This window comes from Olsenella profusa F0195, from assembly GCF_000468755.1.
Taxonomy (GTDB): Bacteria; Actinomycetota; Coriobacteriia; order Coriobacteriales; family Atopobiaceae; genus Olsenella_F; species Olsenella_F profusa.
In genome coordinates this window covers 20,102-40,921 of the sequence record NZ_AWEZ01000050.1, presented here as the reverse complement: position 1 = coordinate 40,921, position 20,820 = coordinate 20,102, and the positions used below count along the sequence as shown (strand labels likewise).

Sequence of the window (20,820 nt, the reverse complement as noted above, 5' to 3'; positions counted from 1 at the left end):
CTCCAAGCGTGCCATCCGATGGCAAGGCCCATACACTAGGGAAGAGAGTCACACGTTCGCGCCTCTGGGACAGCCTCTCGTATTCTGAGATGCAAGAGCCTCACGATACGAGATTCCGTTCCAGAAACCAACATCGAAACAGACGAGGCGGCATAGGGAGGGGCCATGGGATTCCGCATCATCGTCTCCCCCGCAAAGAGGATGCTCGTCAGTGGGGACGAGCCGTGCGCCACCCAGCGCCCGCGGCTGCTGGGCGAGGCGCTCGTGCTCGCAGGGGAGCTCCGCTCCCTGGGGCGCGCCGAGGCACAACGCATCTGGAGGTGCTCGGACAGGCTCGCCGACGAGGCATGGGCACGCACCCAGGCGCTGCCCGACGAGCTGCACCGAGATCCCGCCGCCCTCACGCCGGCAGCCTGCGCGTACCAGGGCATCCAATACACGCACCTTGCCGCAGGTGTCATGGACACCGTCCAGCTCGGCTGGCTCGAGCATCATCTGCGCATCCTCTCAGGGCTGTATGGCATCCTGCGGCCCCTCGATGGCGTCGCTCCCTATCGTCTGGAGATGCAGGCCAAGCTGCCCGTCGGAGGCGCGCGCGACCTCTATGAGTTCTGGGGCGGCCGCCTGTACGACGCCATCGCCTGCGAGCCACAGGTGACGACCATCGTCAATGTTGCGTCAGTCGAATATGCCAGGACCATCGTGCCGCATGTCCTGCCCGATGGGCCCCAGCTGCTCACCTGCTTCTTCGGCACCATCCGCCCGCGCGATGGCAGGCTGTTGCAAGGGTCCACCGAGGCAAAGGCCGCACGCGGCAGCCTGGTGCGGTGGGCGGCAGAGCGCCAGCTGGGGGATGTCCGCGAGCTCAGGAGCTTCTCCGAGCGTGGCTACGCCTTCAGTCCCCAGCGCTCGACCGATGATGTTTGGGTCTTCGGACGTGCATAGCGCGGCCCTACCTGTTCTCGATATGCGTCACGTTCTTGATGAGGATGGACACCATGCCCTCGGCATCGCTCGTGAACTCGATGAAGTTGGCATCGGCCGCGTACTCGCTGGGGAAGCTGATCTCTATGCCCGTGTCGGTCTTGATGCGATGGCTCTTCGTGATGCGCCTCGCGGCCGAGCGTCGCACGGGTACCTCCTCGGGCAGGCGTTCCTCGCGCGTGGCCTGCTCGTAGCGCTCGCGCAGCTGTGGCTGGCCCTCGAAGACGGCGCGCCCCACCTCGGCCGGCGAGAAGGACTCCTCGCGCTCGGCACTCGAGGCAACCATGTGCTTGGCCTGTGCCACGGCTTCGACCGCATTGGTGCCATACGCCTGGGCAACCTCCTCCACGATACGCTCCACATGCTGCACGACCTCCCTGCTTGACGCCTGGGGGCTACACCGCAGGATGCACTCTGCGATGATGCTCAGCGCGCGGCCACCCTGCGCGCGCTCGCGGTCATGGAAGTCGATGGACCCATCAGCCAGGTTGACAAGCAGATAGGTATCGAACTTCTGCGTGGGATTGGGCAGTGTGGCATCTTGGCGCAGAATCTCGTTGTCCGCAATGCCCGAGCCATCAGACCCCAGGTCATGCACGAAGGCCAGCTTGCGTGGCAGCAAGATGGCCCCAACGTACCGCACGGAAAGATCCTCCACATCCGCAGGGACTAAGGCAGCGGCCATGGCCTGCGCCACCTGGCCCTCCCCCATCTCCTTGGCATGCTCCCCTAGACCCTGGGTGTCCGTGAAGTCGGCGAGCAGGAGGTCGGCCTGCTCGAGCTCATCGCAGCGACGCAGCTCCTCCCAGAACACCTGTGCCAGCTGTCGGGAGACCTCGATGAAGCCGGACGAGCCGCCGGCATACGACTCCAATGCGTCAGCCAGGGGGTTCTCCCCCTCGAACACCCCATGGCGGCTCTCGGCGGACGAGACGATCCGGCGCATGCTGCGCTGCACGTATGACTTCACCTGGCGCTCGCCCAGATCGAGTTCCCGGTCACTCAGATAGGCAGAGCCCGTATCAACGTCAAATGCGTGCAGGATGGCATGATCTACGTGCATCATGGCGATTCATCATCCCCCTCGTGAGCAGCGGCGCCACAGGATACCGCATGCCCCGCAGACGGCGCGACGCACAAGCGGGGCGATGAACGACAGAGCCTTCAACCCTGTGCCGTACATTCTTTGCGCGATACCCAAGGCCACCCGCTATGCGGGTGGGCATGATTCTTGGCGGAGCGAAAAGGCCCCAAGTGCGTGCTCGATTGTGTGTGCACGACACGCCAGTGGCATCCATGGACGAAGAAAAGCCCAGGAATGAGATTTGCGAAGGCGTCAGATGACTCCCGATTTCCCAACGAACCCGCCTTGCGCCTCGATATCGGCACGCACTTGGGGCCTTTTCGCTCACCTGCCACCGTGCGGCATGCACGGGACCTATGTCCTCGCCCTGTACTCGTTCGCGAGCTTCTCCAAGTTGGCAATGATGCCATTGAGGGAGGCGTACATGGCCGCGCGCTCGTCCTCAGGAATGTTGTCGATCGCACGCTCCACCACGACGCGCACGATGCTGTTTATGCGCTCGGTTGCCGCCTCCCCCTTCTTGGTAAGCACGATGGGGCTGCGGTAGTTCTTCCCCTGGGGGCTGAGCACCGTCTTCACAAACCCACTGTTCTCCAAGCGCGTCACCATACGGGAGACCGCCGCACGATCAACGCCGATCTGGCGGGACAGCTCGGCGGATGTGGCACCCCCATTGTTCTTGCCAAGATAGTACAGGCACATGGAGTCAGTGCCCTTGAGACCAAACTGGCCCATCTCTTGACCCTTGATGCGGTTGATTGCCTTACTGGCCCGTGAAATGGTGCCCACGAAATTCTCGAACTTGTCGGTCATAATATGTTCCTCGCGCTCCTATTTTGACACTGACATCTCAACTATACACAAATCCACTACCCTTTCACCGCATAATTGCTAGAAATCTGTACTCCTACCAAAAAGCCTACACGTTAGGGGTGACCCCCGTAATCCAGGCGTCTGGCAGGTACAGGCCCTAGGCATGATAGAATGCCCCCCTCAACGGTTGCGGGGATCCCTTGAGCGAACGCCAGGCCATGATGGCGGCTGGCAGGTACAGGGCAATGTACACAAGGTACATGACGATGATGACGCCACCATCGCTGCCATCTGACACATAGCTGGTCTCCACCATGGGGCCCATGAGGGCATCAGGCACAAACATGATGAGGAAGTCGGTTAGCGCGTGCATGAGGCCAACGCCATAAATCCTATTCTGCCTGGCCGAAAACGCAGCGAACACAAAGCCCAGCAACCCGGCCTGACAGATCTTGAGGATTGCCTGGGCAACCTGCAGGCCATCGCCAAAGTCGACATTGCCCGGCGAGATGTGTGCCATGCCAAAGAGCAGTGACGAGATGACCAGGGCGCCGATGACGCCTCGCTGGTTGGTGCCCATGCGCGCAAGAAGGCCATGGAGCAGGAGTCCCCTGAAGAGCGCCTCCTCGAAGAGTCCAACGGCTGTCGTGAAGACAAGCAGGTAGAGAATATTGAGGGGCCAGTTTGGATCAAGGGTGCTGCCCTCTGCCAGAGAGGAAATAAGCATCAACTGAACGAAGAACAGAATGGGGATGAACATCCACCACAGCCTAGAGAAGCACTCCCTGAAGGTCGCCCTGTCCCACGTGAGCAGCTGCCTGCCGCCAAGCATCAGACAGCAGAGGGAGGCGACGACGGCACAGGACACCTCGATCGTAAGCAGGTAGTCAGCCCCTGTCGCCCACGAGATGAGGAGACCGACGAGAGCGCCGCCGAGATAGGCGACAAAGCCCAGGAGCAGGCCGCCGATGAGCCTACCCCAGCCTGACCTTGGCTTGCGTGGTGCAATGGGAATGGCTACGGGCACCTGCTGCTGATAGACCGGCTGATACGCCTGGTAGGGGCCAGGAGCCTGCTGGTAGGGCTGCGGGTAGGCGGCTTGCTGGCAGGACTGGGCCTGTGGAATGGGCTGCTGGTACGCTTGCTGTGGCTGCCAATAGGCCTGTTGGCAGGGAACCTGTTGGTTCTGCTGCAACGGGACGGGTGCCTGATACGCCATCGTCTGCTGCGGCATAGGCTGTTGCGGAGGAGAAACGGGCGCCTGGCAGCCGGGCTGTGGCTGGGCTTGAGATGGGCATCCCGGTTGGGGTTGGGGTTGGGGTTGGGGTTGTACCTGGCACGTCTGTGCAGCGAGCCATTCCCGGGGGGGCTGAGCCTGAGGCCCGACATACCACTGTGGGGGTTGCTGCAGGACGGGCGCGCCTTGCTGCATGCCCATGCCAACGGGCTGTCGTGCGTCTGGCTGTGGCTGAGGTTGAGACTGGGTATCCACACATGCTCCTTTCACCTGCGGCTAGGATACCCGTTGTTGACCAATCCGTCGACTGGGAAAATCGAACGAAATGGAATGGGGCGCGCCCGCGTCCCTTCCCGCGAGTCGAATGCGGGCGTGCCCCACGGTGATGCGACCGCCGTCCGCGGCCGGACACGCCTACAGATCCATGGACAGGTAGCGCTCGCCCGTATCGGGCAGGATGGCCACGATGGTCTTGCCCGCGCACTCGGGACGACGTGCCAGCACCACCGCTGCGGCCACCGCAGCGCCGGAGCTGATGCCCACCAGCAGCCCCACTTCGCTCGCCAGGCGCTTCTTGACGTCAATCGCATCATCGGAGGAGATGGGGACGACCTCGTCGACCACGGACGCATCGTAGGTCTTGGGCACGAAGCCGGCACCGATTCCCTGGATGCGATGGGATCCAGAGGGCTTGCCGGCAAGCACCTGGCTCTCCGCCGGCTCGACGGCAACGACCCTCACCGAGGACCTCCGTTCCTTGAGGTACCTACCGGCACCGCTCACGGTACCGCCCGTGCCGACACCGGCCACGAAGGCATCGACCGTGCCATCGGTGTCGGTCCAGACCTCGGGGCCCGTGGTCTTGTAGTGGGCCTCGGGGTTCGCGGGGTTCACAAACTGGCCAGCGACGATGGCGCCGGGGGTCTCGTCCTTGAGCTCGTCGGCCCGCCTGACGGCACCGGTCATGCCTTCGGGACCCGGCGTGAGCACGATCTGCGCACCGTAGCTGGCAGCAAGCTTGCGCCGCTCGATGGACATGGTCTCGGGCATGACGAGCACCATCCTGTAGCCGCGCTCGGCCGCGATCATCGCCAGCCCGACACCGGTGTTGCCGCTCGTAGGCTCGATGATGGTGCCGCCGGGCCTGAGGCTGCCGTCCCCCTCGGCAGCGTCGACCATGGCCTTGGCGATACGATCCTTCACGGATCCACCGGGGTTCGTTGCCTCGTACTTGCCCAGGACGGTGGCCGCGCCATCTGCGAGGACCGAGAGATCGATGAGGGGCGTGGAACCAATGACGGACTCTACCTTGCTTGCATACTTCATGGTGCTTCCTCCAAATGACATGCGTTCCCAACTTGAACCTATGACCAGCCGAGCAGGACGCCCACAAAAAAGGGACGCTACGGCGTCCCGTTCAACCTGTGTCTGAGTGAGGGGCATGGCGCCCGACCGGATGCAGGCTAGCGTATGCTACGAACATCCGTGCGACACGGCGAAGGGAGCGCGGGCGTACAACAACATGGTGCGATGCACTGACGCACGGGCATGCTCCTCTCCCCTTGTCGATCGATGTCCTATGCTCCTGGAAGACAATCTATGACCCGACCCCTGCAATGTCAAGCAAAATGGTAGGAATTACTCGTCGCAGGGGTATAGTCATATGCGTACGCCTGTGATAGGAAACGTCGATGCGGCGCAACAAAGACGTAACGGCATATCCTGACGCATGGGGTACACTGAGCAGGAATGCCGAATGCATACGGGAGGAGACGGTCATGGGCATGCACCGCCGTATCTGTTGCACGTGTTGCCTGTCAGCCATCCACCACCGTCCGTACGTACCGTCCAAGAAGGATTCCTCTCATGTGCGAGCTGTTTGCCGTCAATGCGGCCTCACCCATAAATGCCAGCCCCTATCTCGCTGAGTTCTACACCCACAGCCGCCAGCATCCCCATGGATGGGGCCTCACCTATCGTGACGACGCCGTCCCCGCCTCACAGGACAACGTGCGGCTCTGGCGCGAGCCCGTTCCCGCATACGCATCGTCCCTGCTTCCCACACTGCTCAGAGAGCCCATCGTGGCGCGCCATATGCAGGCGCACATCCGCAATGCCACCTGCGGAGCCCTTTCCGAGCCCAACTGCCACCCCTTCCTGCAGACGGACATCATGGGGCGCGACTGGACGCTCATCCACAATGGCATCCTGTTCAATGAGGGCATGCTCTGGGGATATGAGGAGCGCACGGCCGGCCAGACGGATTCCGAGCGCATGTCGTTGTTCCTGATGGACATCATCAACGAGGCCGTGCTGCGCGCAGGTGGCAACCTGGGCTTTGACCAGACCTTCTCGGCTTTGGCAGGCTCCATCACACAGCTGGGAAACCTCAACAAGCTTAACCTCGTCTTGGACGACGGCAGCTATACCTACGTGCACACCAACACATCGAGCACGACGCTCTACTGCTTCCAGCCCAAGGATGACACGCTCCTCTTTGCCACCACACCCCTGGGCACCGACGATGAGAAGGCCCTGTGGAAGCCGGTTCCGCGCTACCGGCTCCTTGCCTATCGCAATGGCCGGCTCGTGCGCGCAAGCGTGCCGCATGGCAACGTGTTCTGCGAGGCGCTCCTCGAGGCACGGAAGGCGCTCACGGGCAGTCTCTGGAACCCACAGGAGGCCCCCCAGGCCCTGAGTGCCTAAGGGGCGTCCACTTGCCAAGCGCTTCCCTGTCGCACAGGCTACACTTGATGTGATTGGCGGGTCTTCGAACGACGGGGGATGCATATGAACCTGAGTCAGGCACTGGAGCATGCGAGCGCTTTCGTCTTTCCAGGATTCGTGGCGGATGACGCCACGCTCACGGCCGAGCGCGAGCGCAACGAGGAGGCCATGGAGCTTCTCTCGGCCGCCTGGTGGGAAGCGCCACTCGGGCAGGAGCCCTTCTCGTATGACCTCGTGAGAGGCCTTGCCGATCGCAACCGCACCGCCTGTGACAGCTACGGCATCGATCGCCTGCGCAACGTCTCCCCTGCCATGCTCTCCAAACGCCTCTCGGACGAGGACCTCATTCGTGCCGTTGCACGGATGCAGCACCGCAGCGAGGACGAGGTGGCCAAGACGGCAGGCCCCAACTGTGTGGACTTGGGCATCGCCTATGTGGAGGCTCCCGTTTCGGGCATGGTGTGCGGCATCGACATCGAGACGACCGAGCGCGACCCCGGCCGCGGCTATGTGCTCAATGTCGGCCTGGAGTTCATGGAGCTCTCGGCACGGGCAAGGCCCGAGCACCCCTTCAGCGCCTACTGCGGCATTCCCGAGATGTACAGGAAGACGGGCATCCCCCTCTCGTTTGTGCACCACATCACCTGGGATGACATTGCCGACAAGAAGCCCCTGCGCTCCAATGGGAAGATGCAGCGGGCCCTCCTGACCACGCTTGAGACCTATCCGTTCATGGCACACAATGCCGCATTCGAGGACTCATGGTTCATACTCACCATCGACGGCTACGCCGAGGCACGCAAGGCCGGCAAGATCGTGCCCATAGACACACGCGACATCTGCCGGCGCATCGACCCTGAGTACCGCATGCTCCCCCGCGACTCGCGCCCTGCCGCCTTGGAGAGCTGGGCGCGCCGCCGCGGCACCCTGGATGCCAACCAGCAGGAGACCCATCTGGGCCTCGAGGACGTCGACCTCATGTTCCGCACGGTACAGGCAGAGTTCATGGAACGCAACATGTTTGCGTAGTGCTGGTCGCAGGGCACGGAGGGGGCGGAAGGAAAGCACCCCGTCCGCCCCCTCGTACGAGCATGTGCGTAGCCTAGGCCTCGAAGGCCTCGGCCTCCTTCTTGGCAAGAGGCTTGACGTCCTCCGTGGGATACGGAGAGTCGGCGCCACCGGCGCCAACGACGAAGTACAGGCCCTGCTTGGTCTTGTAGAGGGTCTCCTCATAACCTGCCGGATCGCCAAACTCGCCAAAGCTGCGGCTGGCGACCTCGGTAGAGGTGGCCGTGTCGTACGTGTGGCGCTTGCCCTGGAACGTCTTAACCTTGCGCATGATACCTTCCAATCCCTCAGTTGACTGCACTCACGTTTACGGACAAAACAAGCCTTCGCCGGAAAAATAAACCGTCTAGAGGATTATTTTCTCCTATGGTATCAAATTTCGCGGGTAATGCTGCCTTGCAACACAAATGCAAGAAACCACATTGAATGACGTGTCTCGGCATATCTAAAGCCCGCCGATGTCACCGCACCTTTCTCGACATCCCATCGCGCATGCCTCCCCATATAGACAGGGACATGCAAGGTATCCACACATGTGACGGCCCGGGAGACGATCGAACATGGCCGACCATCCAGGGATGGGCGGCCATGTGACTCGGTGGAACGTGTCGATGGCTTACATCAGCTCGGTGACGTTGCGGGCAAATGCGACCGGGTCGTCGATGGGCAGCCCCTCGACAAGCAGCGCCTGATCGTAGAGGATGGAACCCAGCAGCTTGAGGCGGTCCTTGTCGCCGGCGTCCTGGGCGGCCTTGAGCTTCCCGAAGACGGGGTGGGCTGCGTTGAGCTGCAGCACGCGCTGCGCCTTGGGAGCGCTCTGCGCCTCGGGCCCCTGACTGATGACGCGCTCCATCTCGAGGGAGACGGGACCCTCGGCGGCGATCGCTGCCGGAGCATCGCCTAGACCCGCGGCCACGCGTACGGCGGACACCTTGTCGCCCAGGTCCTCCTTAAGCTGATCAAAGAGGCCCCTGTTGTCCTCGGTGGCCTTCTCGGCCTCCCTCTTCTCGTCCTCGGTCGCGAGGTCGAGGTCGGCGCTGGCGACGTTCGCAAGCTCGAGGTCACGTTCGTCGGTGCCCTTGTGCTCGGAGTCACCGGCAACGGCGGCCTGGTGATAGACATGCATCACCTGGAACATGAACTCGTCCACGTCCTGCGTACAGAGCAGCACGTCAAAGCCATGGTCGAGGGCAGAGCGCACGGCGGGCACCTGCTCCAGGCGCTCGCGGGAGTCGCCGGAGGCAAAGTAGACCTTGTTCTGCCCCTCGGGCATGGCGGCAGCGTATTCGGCGAAGGTCACCTGCCCGCCCTCCTTGGCCGACCAGAAGAGCAGCAGGTCGGCAAGGTCGGACGCCTTCGACCCATAGCTGTTGTAGATGCCAAACTTGAGGCCACGGCCAAAGTTCTCGAAGAACTTTTCGTAGGCCTTGCGGTCGTTGTCGCGCATGTCCTCGAGCTCGGAGCGAATCTTCTTCTCCACACGGCGGGCGATGGCACGCAGTTGCGAGTTCTGCTGCAGGGTCTCACGGGAGATGTTGAGCGAGACGTCTGGGCTGTCCACCACGCCGCGCACGAAGTTGTAGTAGTCGGGCAGAAGGTCGGCGCACTTCTCCTGGATAAGCACGTTGGAAGTGTAGAGCGCCAGACCCTTCTCGTAGTCCTTGCTGTAGAGGTCGAAGGGCTGCCGGCTGGGGATGAACAGCAGCGCATCATAGCTGAGGGCACCCTCGGCGTGGAAGCTGATGGTGCGTGCGGGATCGGCGAAGTCATGGAAGGTAGACTGATAGAACTCGTTGTAGTCCTCCTGCTTGACCTCGTTCTGACGCTTCTTCCAAATGGGAGTCATCGAGTTGATGGTCTCGAGCTCCTCGTAGCTCTCGTACTCGGGTTTGTAGTCGTCCCCGGCGTCGGCGGGCCTGGGCTTCTCGCGGCTCTTGGTGACCATCATCCGCACCGGGTGGCGCACATAGTTCGAGTAGCGCTTCACGAGGTCACGCAGGCCCCACTCGGAGAGGTAGCGATCCGTGTCCTCGTCCTCGGTGGAGTCACGCAGCCAGAGGGTCACGTCGGTGCCGTGGTCGTTCGCCCCTCCACGCTCGTCGGGCTTGGCCTCGGTAAGCGTGTAGCCCTTGATGCCATCGGACTCCCAGGCATAGGCGGCATCCGCCCCCAGCGCACGGCTCACGACGCGCACCTTGTCGGCAACCATGAAGCTCGAGTAGAAGCCCACGCCAAACTGGCCGATGATGTCGATGTCATCACCCTGATGCTCGGCGTTCTCCTCCTTGAAGGCCTTGGAGCCGGAGTGCGCGATGGTGCCCAGGTTCTTGTCCAGGTCGTCCTTGCCCATGCCGACGCCGTTGTCACTCACGGTGATGGTGCGGGCATCCTTGTCAAACGACAGGCGAATGGCCAGATCGGACTGGTCGATGCCCAAGTCGGGGTTCTTGATGGCCTCGAAGGCGAGCTTGTCGAGCGCATCAGACGCATTGGAGATCAACTCGCGCAGGAAGATCTCCTTGTTGGTATAGACCGAGTTGATCATGAGGTCGAGCAGCTTCTTGCTCTCTGTCTTGAACTGCTTCACGGTTGGCGAAATCCCTTCTCTCGAGGTGGATATGACACGGCACCCTGTGTTCCTACCCCTAAGTGCACACCATATACCGGTATGAGGCATAAAACCTCATGCGATGACACTTAAGTCTAGGACGCCCCAGGCGTGACCGTCGTCAAACGACACCGATGGAGCAAGGTCTGGAATAGAATCTCGTATCCCGAGTGCGGCGCCCGTCGGCGTCAACGCCCAAGGGCACCCACGGCAGCGCCCCCTGCAGCTCTCGGACACGTCAGGATGCGAACTCTCATCCCATACAGGGGATGGGGCCGCAAAAGGGTGACCGATGTCCCCGCTCAGCGCACGCCCTCGACGGCAATCCAGGTGGTACCGTCCCTAAGGTGCACCGTGACACTCGAGAGCCCCGCCCTAGTCAGCGACGCCTCGTACTCATCGGGTGCGAGCACCGTCAGGTTGCGCTTGCGAATGTTCTCCAGCGTCTCCGCGGGAAGACCATCCTTCTGGTACACGTCTGCCACCAACAGGAAGTGCGCTCCTGGCGCAAGCACACGTGCGACCTCGACAAGGTCCTCCTGGGGACGAGGCCAGAAGTAGAAGCTCTCCACCGTCACGGCAACGTCAAAGCTCCCGTCCGCAAAGGGGAGGCTCTCGACGTCCGCCTGCAGGACCTCAGCCCTTCCAGCGGCAATCGCCTCGGCATTGAGGGCACGCGACTCCTCGCACGAGATCTCGGAATGGTCGACGCCACACACGGTGCCATCCCGTCCACCCATGCGCGCAAGCAGGCGAGCCATGGTGGCTCCCCCACCGCAGCCGATATCGAGGGCATGGGCCACATTCGAGAAGTCGATGAAGTCAAGCGCCCAGTTGGTGACGTCCGCATGGCTGCGGTTCATGCGGTGCAGCATTCGTGCGCCGTAGACGCCCGTAGGCTTGGCAGGATTGCCCGCGTCGGTTATCTGCCGTTCCGTCAGTCGGTCTGACATGCCGCCACCTCCATGGAATCATGGTCCCAGGGGGGATTTTACTCGAGTGGCGCCGCCTGCACATGCGGGGGCGGCCCGCCGCAGTGGAATAGAGCGATCCCCGTGAAGGGCAGTCGGGACATGCCATGAAGCCACTGATAGGAGTCACGCCACACTACGAGAGCACCGAGGGAACGATTGGCGTTCGTCCCGCCTACTTTCCTGCGCTCCAACATGTGGGCGGGCTGTCGGTCATACACCCCATGACCGATGGCCCCTCTGACCTTGGCCAGCTGCTGAAGGGTATAGACAGGTTACTGCTCACGGGTGGCGCGGACGTCGACCCTGCGCGCTATGGCGAGAGGTGCCTTCCCGCGACGCACCCCGTCTTCAGGAACCTCGACGACTTCGAGCTCGCGCTCGTGCGCCTGGTGCTCGAGATGCCCAACAGGCGCTACCTCTGTGCCGTGCAATGGCACCCCGAGCTTCATGTGGGTAACCAACGGAAGGCAGCGCGCACTCATGCGCCAGTTCGTGGGAGCCTGCATGCAGCGAGCGACTCGCCGCGATTGCAGGACATGGGAAAGGAGGCCGCCCACCTGCTGGTGGACGGCCTCCCCCTGTCTGACGTGTGTTGCGCTCGGGCAGCTTGGTCTACGCGAACGTCGAGGTGTCCATGGTGTCACCCACAAGCTCGTCATCGATAAGATCACTCACGTTGCCCTTGATGTCGCTAAAGTTAGACTTGAGATTCTTTGCGTTTTGCTTGTCACCATCGGTGACCAGCTTTTTGAGCACGGCCGAGGTGCCTTCCATGCCCTTCGCCTTTTTCACCAGATCATCCCGCTGGGAATAATAGGTACCCAAGGCCGCATTGGTCCCATCGACATCCCCCTGGTTCATCTTGTCAATGGCCGCGCTGAGATCGTCGACAGTTGTGCTCAGAGCGCCGCACACGTCATCATAGCTTGAGAAATCCGCATCCGGCGCATCCTGCTCCAGCGCATCCAAATCCTTCTTTGCCTGCTCAAGCGCGCTTGAGCACTTGTCAAGGTAGGTGCTTATTGCGCTTGTATCCATACCGCCGCCATTGTTTGCTGAGGATATGGCCTGTCCACGGGCGTCATCGGCCAAGCCTAGGTAAACATATGCGGCAGCAAAATCATTCAAAAAGGTGCTGGCGTCATCAGAGACGGTCTTTGCCTGGTCAGTCGCATCCATGAGTTTGCCAACGGTATCCGTGGCGTCTCTACGAGACTGGATGCCCGCCTCAAGCGCAGTGATGGTCGACTTGTCCGCGTCGCTCAACGCCCACTCGGACTGCTTGGCCTCGTTCAGGCTTGCCTCGGCAGTGTCAAGAGCCGAGGTAGCATCGGAGACCTTGTTGCGGTCGCCATCGGTGTCAAGGTCGGTGTCAAAGCCGCTGTCAATCTTTGCGTAGGCATCAAGGCCATGCAGGCTGTCATCCGCCTCAACGATGGAGCTGGCGGTGTCCTTGATCTTTGCCTCTGCCTGCTGTGCGACGTTGTTCCGCACGAGCAGGAAGATGCCACCGCCCACGAGCACCACGACCACTGCAATGATGGCAGCGAGGAGCCCCTTGCTCATCGGCTTCTTGGGTGCGGGAGCACCGGGGGCAGCATATGCGTCCGGTACGGCCGGACCGTTGGGAACACCGGGAGCAGCAGCTTGTGCGTCAGCGGGAGCACCGGAACCACCTGGGGAGGGCGCACCAATACCAGACGCCACCTGCGTGGCATCCATGGGGGCAGGGTCGGGTATCCCTGTGGGCTGGGGCTGTGCGGGTGCAGCGTCCGCCGGGGCAGCACCGGGCACCCCTGTGGGTTGGGGTTGCACCGTCGTGGCGTCCATGGGTTCCTGAGGGGCCGCCTCTTGGGGCTGGGCGGGCTGCTGGGGCGCATCCTGGGACTGATCCGTCTGCGTGGCGGGCTGCCCTCCAGGCTGCCCTGCCGGTGGCTGGGCGGGCTGAGGCACTGGCTGCTGGGGCGCATCCTGTGGCTGCTGGGGCGCATCGGGCGCTCCCATGGGGGTTGGCTGATCTGCCATGGCATACATCTCCTTGTATGAGGAACGGACTGGCCATCTTATTCTAGCGTAGCTGATGCGTAATCAACTTTATAAGATAACCTGAAAGAAAATATGCACGAAATGAACGGATATGCAGGCTTCGAACACCACGATTACCGCCATAGAGTCACCTTATGCCAAGATGGAATGCGCACCTCTCCTCAAAAGCGTCATACTAGAAGCGGTTTCCTGCATCCAGGCAACCGCTTCTGTCCTTTGGCCACGCGCCAGGTAATGAGGGAAGGCATACGCATGAAGATCACCGACCTACTCAGACCAGAGGGAATCAGGATTGGGGTGGAACCGTCTGACCAGATGGACGCGATCGACCAGTTGATCGCCCTGCAGGATGCATCGGGCAACATCAACGACACGATCGCGTACAAGGAGGCCATCCTCGCACGCGAGAAGGAGTTCTCCACGGCCGTGGGGGACGGCATTGCCATCCCGCATGCCAAGACGGCAGCCGTCAGGCAGCCCGGCCTTGCCGCCATAACCATGCCCAAGGGCGTGGACTGGAACGCCCCGGACGGGGCGCCGGCAACGTTGGCGTTCATGATCGCGGCACCCGAGGGCGAGGCCAACACGCACCTGCAGATTCTGGCAAAGCTCTCTCAGCTGCTCATGCACCCCGAGTTCGCCGACGCCCTGCGCACCGCCAAGACCCCCCAGGAGCTCCTTGCCACGATCGACTCGGCGGAGGCCAAGCGCGACGAGATGGATGCCGCAAGGACCCAGGCCGCCGCCCCCAGAGGCGAGTCCGACCTGCCGGAGATCCTGGCCATCACCGCCTGCCCCACCGGCATCGCCCACACCTACATGGCCGCCGAGGCCCTGGGGAAGAAGGGTGCCGAGCTGGGCGTCAAGGTGAAGGTGGAGACCCAGGGCTCCGCGGGGGCCAAGAACGTCCTCACGTCCGAGGAGATCGCGCACGCCAAGGGCATCATCATTGCCGCAGACAAGAACGTCGACCGCACGCGCTTCGCCGGCAAGCGGGTGTACTCCACCAACGTCTCCGCCGGCATCCAGGAGCCCGAGAGGCTCCTCAGGATCATCCTCGACAACGAGGCCCCCGTGCAGGAGGGCCAGGCCACGTCGGCGGGCTCCACGGATGCGGCGGGCGAGAAGGACTCCGCCTGGCACGTGATCTACAAGCACCTGATGAACGGCGTGAGCCACATGCTGCCCTTCGTCATCGGCGGCGGCATCCTCACGGCCATCGCGTTCCTCGTGGACATCGGCGCCGCCGGCACGGGAACCTATGGTTCCACCATCCCGGCGGCCGCGCTGTTCAAGACGATAGGCGGCGAGGCCTTCGGCCTCATGCTGCCCATCCTTGCGGCCTTCATCGCCGAGTCCATCGCCGACAGGCCCGGCCTCGCGCCCGGCTTCGTGGGTGGCCTCTTTGCCAAGACCGGCTATGACCTGGCCTATCTCGCCAACATCAATGCGGCGACCCCACCGACCACCATTTCTGGCGGCTTCATCGCGGCGCTGTTCGCGGGCTTTGCGGCAGGCTACCTCACACTGGGCATCGAACGCCTGTGCGACCACCTGCCTGCCTCGCTCGAAGGCATCAAGCCCATCCTGCTCTACCCGCTTTTGGGCGTGTTGGGCATCGGCGTCATCATGCTCATCCTCGATCCACTCTTTGGTGCGATCAACACCGGCCTCTCCAACTTCCTGAACGGCATGGGCACGGGCAACATCGTGCTCTTGGGCGCCATCGTCGGCGGCATGATGTCCATCGACATGGGCGGTCCGTTCAACAAGGCTGCCTACGTCTTTGGCACGGCGGCACTCGTCTCGCCCGGTGGGTCCACCGGCCAGATGATCATGGCCTCCGTCATGGCGGGCGGCATGGTTCCCCCGCTGGTCATCGCCCTGTCCACCACGTTCTTCAAGAACAGGTGGACCCGTGCCGACCGCGACGCCGGCCTGGTGAACTACATCATGGGTCTGTCCTTCATCTCCGAGGGCGCCATCCCCTACGCGGCGGCCGATCCCGGCCACGTGCTGCCCTCCTGCATCGTGGGTTCCGCCGTCGCCGGCGCGCTCTCCGCGGCCTTCGGCTGCACGCTGCCCGCCCCGCACGGCGGCATCTGGGTCATCGCCGTCATCGGCCACCCGCTCATGTACTTTGTGGCACTGGTGGTTGGTTCCATCGTTGGCGCGCTGATCCTCTCCGTGTGGAAGAGGGGGCTGCCCGCCGAGGAGGCCGGCCTGGCGTAGGGGTCATTCGCAATCCTCGCATCTCTCCGGGGGAGTCGTTCGCAATTGCGGGCGACTCCCTTTTTGCAGCGCCGCAGGTACACGAGTTGCCTCTTCCTTGAATCCCAAGAAGTCCCCCGATAATTTGCGAACGACTCCCAAGTACGTGGGGCGAAATTGCATACAACTCCATGTGAAAAGGGCATGGAGCGGGCAGATGCCAAAAATGGGGCAGGGCTCGACGACGATGGCCACAAAGACACGATGAACTCGGACGCTCATGGTGCGCTCGCCGGGTCAGTGCAGAACGCTGCAGGTCTTGCGGGCATTTCTGCCAGATAGCCCCTGCACACTGTCGGGCAGGGACATCGTAAGGATAGGGACGCCCGTGCCAACCATCTGCCTGTCACACTCATCCGCACGCGAGCTCTGGGGTCTTTTGCGTAAGGGCTCCCTCTCCGCCATGCCCTCATGCGCCATCGACGAGGTGCCGGACCCGTGTCGGTTGCAGCGGCACGTGCTCGATCACCTGTCCCAAGCAGAGGCCATCGTCGGTTCGCTCAGTCGTCCACTCCACGTCTGTTCACACAGCCGCGAGGCACTCATGCGCGGGAAGGACGTCCGTGGGCATCTGCTTTCCGATGAGACCACGGACGAGCAGATCCTGCGGCTGGGAGAGGGCCTGTACGTAACCTCTCCCGAGCTCACGCTTGCGCAGCTCTCGCTCACGCTCTCGCCGCTGCAGAGAGCTGCCTATGCGATGGAGCTCATGGGAGCCTACTCTCTGGGTCCAGATGGGCATCTGTCTGCCGTGCAGCCCATAACGACGCAAGCTCAGTTACGGCACTTCTATTCCCAGCTCAGGTGGCCTCTCGTCAAAGGCCACATGCGCCGTGCGGTCGAGTTGGCGCGTGAGGGCTCGCGCTCCCCGGCAGAGACCGAGCTCTACCTCTTGCTCTGCGCCCCGCCCAGGCAAGGCGGCTATGGTCTGACGAAGCCGGAGCTCAACATACCGTTCTCGCTCCCCACCCAATGGGACGCGCTGCTCAACACCCCCTATATACTTCCAGACCTCTGCTGGCCCTGCAAGAAGCTCGCGATGGAGTATGACAGCAAGAGGTATCACAGCCTCGAGCAGGAACGTGACCGCGATGACGACCGCCGATGCGCGCTTGAGGAACTGGGCTTTACGGTCATATCCTTGCGTACCAAGCGCTTCATGGATCCCCATCGTTTCGACGAGCTGGTACGCCATCGCGTCGCGCCCCGGCTGGGTGTCAAGCCCCCGCCTAGTGATCACGAGTTCTGGAACGCCATCTATGCCGCCCGTCGCGAGCTCCTATCCCCAGCGTCTTGAGTCGTGGTTCCGAGTCATAGTTTCGAGTCGTGATTCTGAGTCGTATGCGATTTCCAATGTCACCCTGCCGAGTCGTTCGCAAATTATCACTCCTCATTCGTACCGAGAAAGGAACAGCGCGCAATCTACCTGCAATTCCTTAAACGACCCATCTGACAAAATTGCGAACGACTCGCAGGCACATGAGTCGCGATTGCATACGACTCGACAGGGTGCCGCGGGCTGGCTAGCGGGCGACAAGGCCACCGCCGAGGCAGGTGAGGCCGTCGTACACCACCACGCTCTGGCCCGGGGCCACGCGACGCTGGGTCCGGGCGAAGCGGACGTGCGCATGTCCGTCCTCGGGACACTCAACCCATGCATCCATGAGCGCACCCGTGTGGCGGCAACGTACCCGATACGCCCCCGCCACAGGTGGCGTCCCCGCAATCCAGCGCGTGTCCTCCAGCTCCAGCTCATCGGCAAGCAGGGCCGGGCTGTCGCGATCCGCCGTCACGTAGACGACGTTGCTCCCCACGTCCGTGGAGGCGACGTAGCGTCTGGGTCCCCCACCCAGGTCGAGCCCCTTGCGCTGGCCCACGGTGAACAGGAACGCCCCCTCGTGGCGCCCGAGCACGCGGCCCGTCTCCAGCTCCACGACGTCACCGGGACGGCGCTCCAGCGCATCGAGCAGGAACGTGCGGATGCCCACCTCGCCCACGAAGCAGATGCCGTCCGAGTCGGGCTTGTCCTCCACGCCCAGACCGCGCTCGGCGCACCTGCGGCGCACCTCCGCCTTGCTGGCGATGTCCCCCACGGGGAAGAGGGTCCGCGCAAGCACCGAGGCGCCCACGCGCCACAGGAAGTACGTCTGGTCCTTGCGCTCGTCCACCGCACGCATCAGCCGCGTTCCACCCGCGTCCGTAACCACCTGGGCATAGTGTCCCATGGCCACAAGGTCTGCCCCCTCGGCGAAGGCCCGATCGGCAAACGTCCCAAACTTGACCGTCCGGTTGCACATGACGTCGGGGTTGGGCGTGTAGCCCCGCGCATAGGCATCCACAAGATAGTCCACCACCGTGGCCCTGTACTCTGCCTCGCAGTCCCACACGTCGAGCGGGATGCCCAGCGTGACGGCCACGCGCTCGGCGTCAGCCAGGTCGTCGGCCCAACGACACCTGAAGCCCGGCAGGTCCCGGCTCCAGTTGCGCATGTAGACGGCACGCACGTCGTACCCCCGCTCCTGCAGCAGGGCCGCTGCCAGCGCGGAGTCAACACCACCGCTCATGCCCAGGTAGACCTTCTGTCCTCCACTCACCGGTGCCCTCCTCCACATGGCAGCCCGCTCTCGGAGCGCCCCAGACGTCCCGCCTCATCCCGCACGACCTCAGTGATGCACTGGGCGGCATAGGCCACCTCGGCCTCGGTGGTGGGCCGACCGAGAGTGATGCGCAAGCTCCCTGCGGCGACCTCCTCAGGCACGCCCATGGCCGCGAGCACGTGGCTCACGCGCATCCTGCTGGCGGCGCAGGCAGAGCCCGTCCCCACGCTCACGCCCCGACGCTCGAGCAGGATGACCAGGCGGCGCGCATCCAGGCGGGGGAAGCTGATGTGCAGCAGCCCCGGCAGGCGGCCCTTGCCCCTGCGCGGGCCGGCCACCCACGCCCAGGGAAACGCCCGCATCAGCGTGCTCTCCAGCCCATCGCGCAGGCCCGCCAGACGACGGGACTCCACGCCTCGCATCTCCTCGGCAAGCTCGAGGGCTCGCGCAAAGGCCACGACGCCCGCCACGTTCTCCGTACCGGAGCGCACGCCACCCTCCTGGCCGCCGCCCAGCACAAGTGGGCGCAGGCGCACGTCGTCACTGCTCCACAGCAGGCCGACCTGCTTTGGTCCATAGGCCTTGGCTGCCGAGAGGGTCATGAGATCCGCACCGAGCGAGCCCACGTTCACCGAGAGATGGCCCGCTGCCTGGGACGCATCCACATGCAACCAGATGGGACGCCGCTCCCCCGCCGCAAGCCGACGCGCGCGCTCGCGGCCGACCATCTGGGAGAGCTCCCGTATGGGCTGCACCGTGCCCACTTCGCCATTGGCAAGCCCCACCGAGACAAGCCCCACCTCGGGCGTGATGGCGCGCTCGACGGCACCCATGTCCACACGGCAGCGCGCATCCACGCCCACAAGCGTATGGGGCCGTGCACCGGCGCACGCCAGCACGCTCTCATGCTCTGCCGCATCCGTGACCACGACCCCATCGGCTGCAGCCACGGCAAGGTTGTTGGCCTCGGTGGCGCCTGCGGTGAGGGTCAGCCCATCCGCACGCGCACCAATGGCCCGGGCAAGCGTCGTGCGCGCCTCCTCGAGCGCGCGCTTGGCCTCACGCGCATGGGCATACGGTGCCGAGGGGTTCCAGAATCGCTCCGTAAGCCACGGCAGCATGGCCTCGACAACGGCAGGGTCCATGGGTGTCGCCGCGGCATAGTCCAGGTATGCCCCATGCACGGATGCGCCCACGGCACCAACATCCGCACCAGCCGCCTGACTAGTCACCGCTCATCACCATATTCTGGAAGCGGCTCGCCATCCACGAATCCGTGTAGTGGTCGCTCACCCACTCCTCAAGCTGGTTGCGTGGCTCCCTGCCCTCATAGCGTGCCGCACGCTGCTGAAAGGCCATGAGCGTCATGAAGATGTCCAGCGCAAGGTAGAGCGCAAGCAGGCTGACGAAGACGACTTGCCTGACGGTGGTGGGCTCGCCGATGCGAAACAGCATCTCGGGCATGATCAGCTTCGTCCAGATGAGTCCCAACGCCCCCCAGAAGAAGAGGAAGCGCCAGGCAACCCACTGTGTGATATGGTCGGGCTCGGCAAGGTACGTCCACGACTGCGCATGGAAGAAGTGGTCCATGCCCCAGCCCGTGACCTGCTCCAGCACACCACCAACCACCATGCACACGAGAAAGATCGTGGCCAGGTTGGCATGCCGACGACGCAGGTGGAAGGCGACGAGGGTCAGCAGTACCGTCCCCACCCCATACAGCGGCGAGAACGGCCCCCACACCAGCCCCACACGGCTCTGCGTGAGGCCGGCCGTCACATACATCCAGGCCTCCTCGAGCACAAGGCCGCTCACGGAACCGATCAGAAAGAGATACACCACCTGATACCATCCGAAGTACAGGGAGTCCAGATAGTACTCGCGCTCCGCGACGACCGCGCGCCACACTTCTTGGATTTGGCTGCGCGCCAGGCGCTCACCGTTCAGATGGGTGGCAACCGCCTCCTCGGAGAGACGCTTGTGGTCAACCGCATGGGCCAGGTCCTTGCCGCGTCCGAGCCATGCCCACAGCCAGTGGATGGCAAAGGCCACGAGACGCACGATGAGCATGAGGGCAAGAAGGGTCAGGATGCTGGTAAGCATGGGCCTCCGGAAATACTCGCAGGGATGTATGCATTTCTCTCGATTCCAGCATAGCCCATGCCCTGGGGCACCCTCCCGCTCCCATAGTAATTTCTCATACCATCCGGCCAGGTACAGTGGCATGTTCGACAGCATGGGACGAAATGTTTCCCAACTTTTTGCAATTCAGGCTTGCATCGCCATCGTGGCTCACGTATATTATTCCTCGCATTCGCGGGCTTGGCGCAGTTGGTAGCGCGCCACCTTGCCAAGGTGGAGGTCGCGGGTTCGAACCCCGTAGCCCGCTCCATGCGATGCACCGGCCGGAT

18 protein-coding genes and 1 tRNA gene are annotated in these 20,820 nt (G+C 63.1%); 8 read left to right on the top strand and 11 right to left on the bottom strand.

The window, feature by feature from the left end; all coding sequences use genetic code 11:
- Positions 1-165 precede the first annotated feature (165 nt).
- The gene (locus HMPREF1316_RS07630) at positions 166-945 is read left to right on the top strand and encodes a YaaA family protein (protein ID WP_021726407.1); all 780 of its coding nucleotides are present in this window, start codon (positions 166-168) and stop codon (positions 943-945) included.
- 7 nt (positions 946-952) lie between these two features.
- Here the strand turns inward: HMPREF1316_RS07630 and HMPREF1316_RS07625 are convergent, their stop codons facing one another.
- From HMPREF1316_RS07625 to cysK, 4 genes are all read right to left on the bottom strand, one after another.
- Positions 953-2,050 (bottom strand): nucleoid-associated protein, encoded by a 1,098-nt coding sequence (locus HMPREF1316_RS07625; protein WP_040651842.1) that lies wholly within the window; start codon positions 2,048-2,050, stop codon positions 953-955.
- 372 nt (positions 2,051-2,422) lie between these two features.
- Positions 2,423-2,881, bottom strand: coding sequence for a MarR family winged helix-turn-helix transcriptional regulator (locus HMPREF1316_RS07620; protein WP_021726402.1), 459 nt, complete (start codon positions 2,879-2,881; stop codon positions 2,423-2,425).
- 157 nt (positions 2,882-3,038) lie between these two features.
- Positions 3,039-4,115: a CPBP family intramembrane glutamic endopeptidase gene (locus HMPREF1316_RS13275; protein WP_021726423.1), complete on the bottom strand. Its 1,077-nt coding sequence runs from the start codon at positions 4,113-4,115 to the stop codon at positions 3,039-3,041.
- A 417-nt stretch (positions 4,116-4,532) separates the two neighbouring features.
- Positions 4,533-5,444 (bottom strand): cysteine synthase A, encoded by a 912-nt coding sequence (cysK, locus tag HMPREF1316_RS07610; protein WP_021726383.1) that lies wholly within the window; start codon positions 5,442-5,444, stop codon positions 4,533-4,535.
- A gap of 540 nt (positions 5,445-5,984) precedes the next feature.
- Here cysK and HMPREF1316_RS07605 point away from each other — a divergent pair.
- A complete protein-coding gene (locus HMPREF1316_RS07605; RefSeq protein WP_021726406.1) occupies positions 5,985-6,824 on the top strand; it encodes a class II glutamine amidotransferase in 840 nt (279 codons plus the stop codon).
- A gap of 84 nt (positions 6,825-6,908) precedes the next feature.
- The gene (locus HMPREF1316_RS07600) at positions 6,909-7,874 is read left to right on the top strand and encodes a 3'-5' exonuclease (protein ID WP_021726387.1); all 966 of its coding nucleotides are present in this window, start codon (positions 6,909-6,911) and stop codon (positions 7,872-7,874) included.
- A 73-nt stretch (positions 7,875-7,947) separates the two neighbouring features.
- Here the strand turns inward: HMPREF1316_RS07600 and HMPREF1316_RS07595 are convergent, their stop codons facing one another.
- The 3 genes from HMPREF1316_RS07595 to HMPREF1316_RS07585 all read right to left on the bottom strand — a co-directional run bounded on the left by HMPREF1316_RS07595 (position 7,948) and on the right by HMPREF1316_RS07585 (position 11,474).
- Positions 7,948-8,184: a hypothetical protein gene (locus HMPREF1316_RS07595; RefSeq protein WP_021726393.1), complete on the bottom strand. Its 237-nt coding sequence runs from the start codon at positions 8,182-8,184 to the stop codon at positions 7,948-7,950.
- Between the two features lie 345 nt (positions 8,185-8,529).
- Complete coding sequence (gene htpG, locus HMPREF1316_RS07590) at positions 8,530-10,500, bottom strand: molecular chaperone HtpG (protein WP_021726420.1); 1,971 nt, start codon at positions 10,498-10,500, stop codon at positions 8,530-8,532.
- Positions 10,501-10,823: 323 nt separating this feature from the next.
- Complete coding sequence (locus tag HMPREF1316_RS07585) at positions 10,824-11,474, bottom strand: class I SAM-dependent methyltransferase (RefSeq protein ID WP_021726427.1); 651 nt, start codon at positions 11,472-11,474, stop codon at positions 10,824-10,826.
- A 125-nt stretch (positions 11,475-11,599) separates the two neighbouring features.
- Between HMPREF1316_RS07585 and HMPREF1316_RS15080 the strand changes: the two genes are divergently transcribed.
- On the top strand, positions 11,600-12,160 hold the full coding sequence (locus tag HMPREF1316_RS15080; RefSeq protein WP_084620894.1) for a gamma-glutamyl-gamma-aminobutyrate hydrolase family protein: 561 nt from the start codon (positions 11,600-11,602) through the stop codon (positions 12,158-12,160).
- On the opposite strand, the gene HMPREF1316_RS07580 is transcribed toward HMPREF1316_RS15080, so the two are convergent.
- Positions 12,108-13,061, bottom strand: coding sequence for a hypothetical protein (locus HMPREF1316_RS07580; RefSeq protein ID WP_040651840.1), 954 nt, complete (start codon positions 13,059-13,061; stop codon positions 12,108-12,110). The genes HMPREF1316_RS15080 and HMPREF1316_RS07580 overlap by 53 nt on opposite strands.
- Positions 13,062-13,142: 81 nt before the next feature.
- Here HMPREF1316_RS07580 and HMPREF1316_RS14090 point away from each other — a divergent pair, with 81 nt between their 5' ends.
- The 3 genes from HMPREF1316_RS14090 to HMPREF1316_RS13270 all read left to right on the top strand — a co-directional run bounded on the left by HMPREF1316_RS14090 (position 13,143) and on the right by HMPREF1316_RS13270 (position 17,109).
- Entirely contained in the window at positions 13,143-13,541 is a 399-nt protein-coding gene (locus HMPREF1316_RS14090; RefSeq protein ID WP_156901028.1) for a hypothetical protein, read from the top strand.
- Positions 13,542-13,793: 252 nt separating this feature from the next.
- Positions 13,794-15,773 (top strand): PTS fructose transporter subunit IIABC, encoded by a 1,980-nt coding sequence (locus HMPREF1316_RS07570; protein ID WP_021726384.1) that lies wholly within the window; start codon positions 13,794-13,796, stop codon positions 15,771-15,773.
- Between the two features lie 367 nt (positions 15,774-16,140).
- Positions 16,141-17,109, top strand: coding sequence for a hypothetical protein (locus tag HMPREF1316_RS13270; RefSeq protein ID WP_021726376.1), 969 nt, complete (start codon positions 16,141-16,143; stop codon positions 17,107-17,109).
- A 226-nt stretch (positions 17,110-17,335) separates the two neighbouring features.
- Here the strand turns inward: HMPREF1316_RS13270 and mnmA are convergent, their stop codons facing one another.
- From mnmA to HMPREF1316_RS07550, 3 genes are read right to left on the bottom strand one after another with little or no spacing between them, the layout of a single operon-like run.
- Positions 17,336-18,376 carry a tRNA 2-thiouridine(34) synthase MnmA gene (mnmA, locus tag HMPREF1316_RS07560; RefSeq protein WP_415752643.1) on the bottom strand — a complete coding sequence of 347 codons (1,041 nt, stop codon included), beginning with the start codon at positions 18,374-18,376 and terminating at the stop codon, positions 17,336-17,338.
- Positions 18,377-18,402: 26 nt separating this feature from the next.
- Positions 18,403-19,641 (bottom strand): cysteine desulfurase family protein, encoded by a 1,239-nt coding sequence (locus HMPREF1316_RS07555; protein ID WP_021726422.1) that lies wholly within the window; start codon positions 19,639-19,641, stop codon positions 18,403-18,405.
- Positions 19,634-20,512, bottom strand: a complete 879-nt coding sequence (locus HMPREF1316_RS07550) for a putative ABC transporter permease (RefSeq protein ID WP_040651837.1) — start codon at positions 20,510-20,512, stop codon at positions 19,634-19,636. The genes HMPREF1316_RS07555 and HMPREF1316_RS07550 overlap by 8 nt, the downstream gene beginning before the upstream one ends.
- A 213-nt stretch (positions 20,513-20,725) precedes the next feature.
- Between HMPREF1316_RS07550 and HMPREF1316_RS07545 the strand changes: the two genes are divergently transcribed.
- Positions 20,726-20,801: transfer RNA gene (locus HMPREF1316_RS07545), tRNA-Gly, on the top strand.
- The last annotated feature ends 19 nt before the right edge of the window (positions 20,802-20,820 follow it).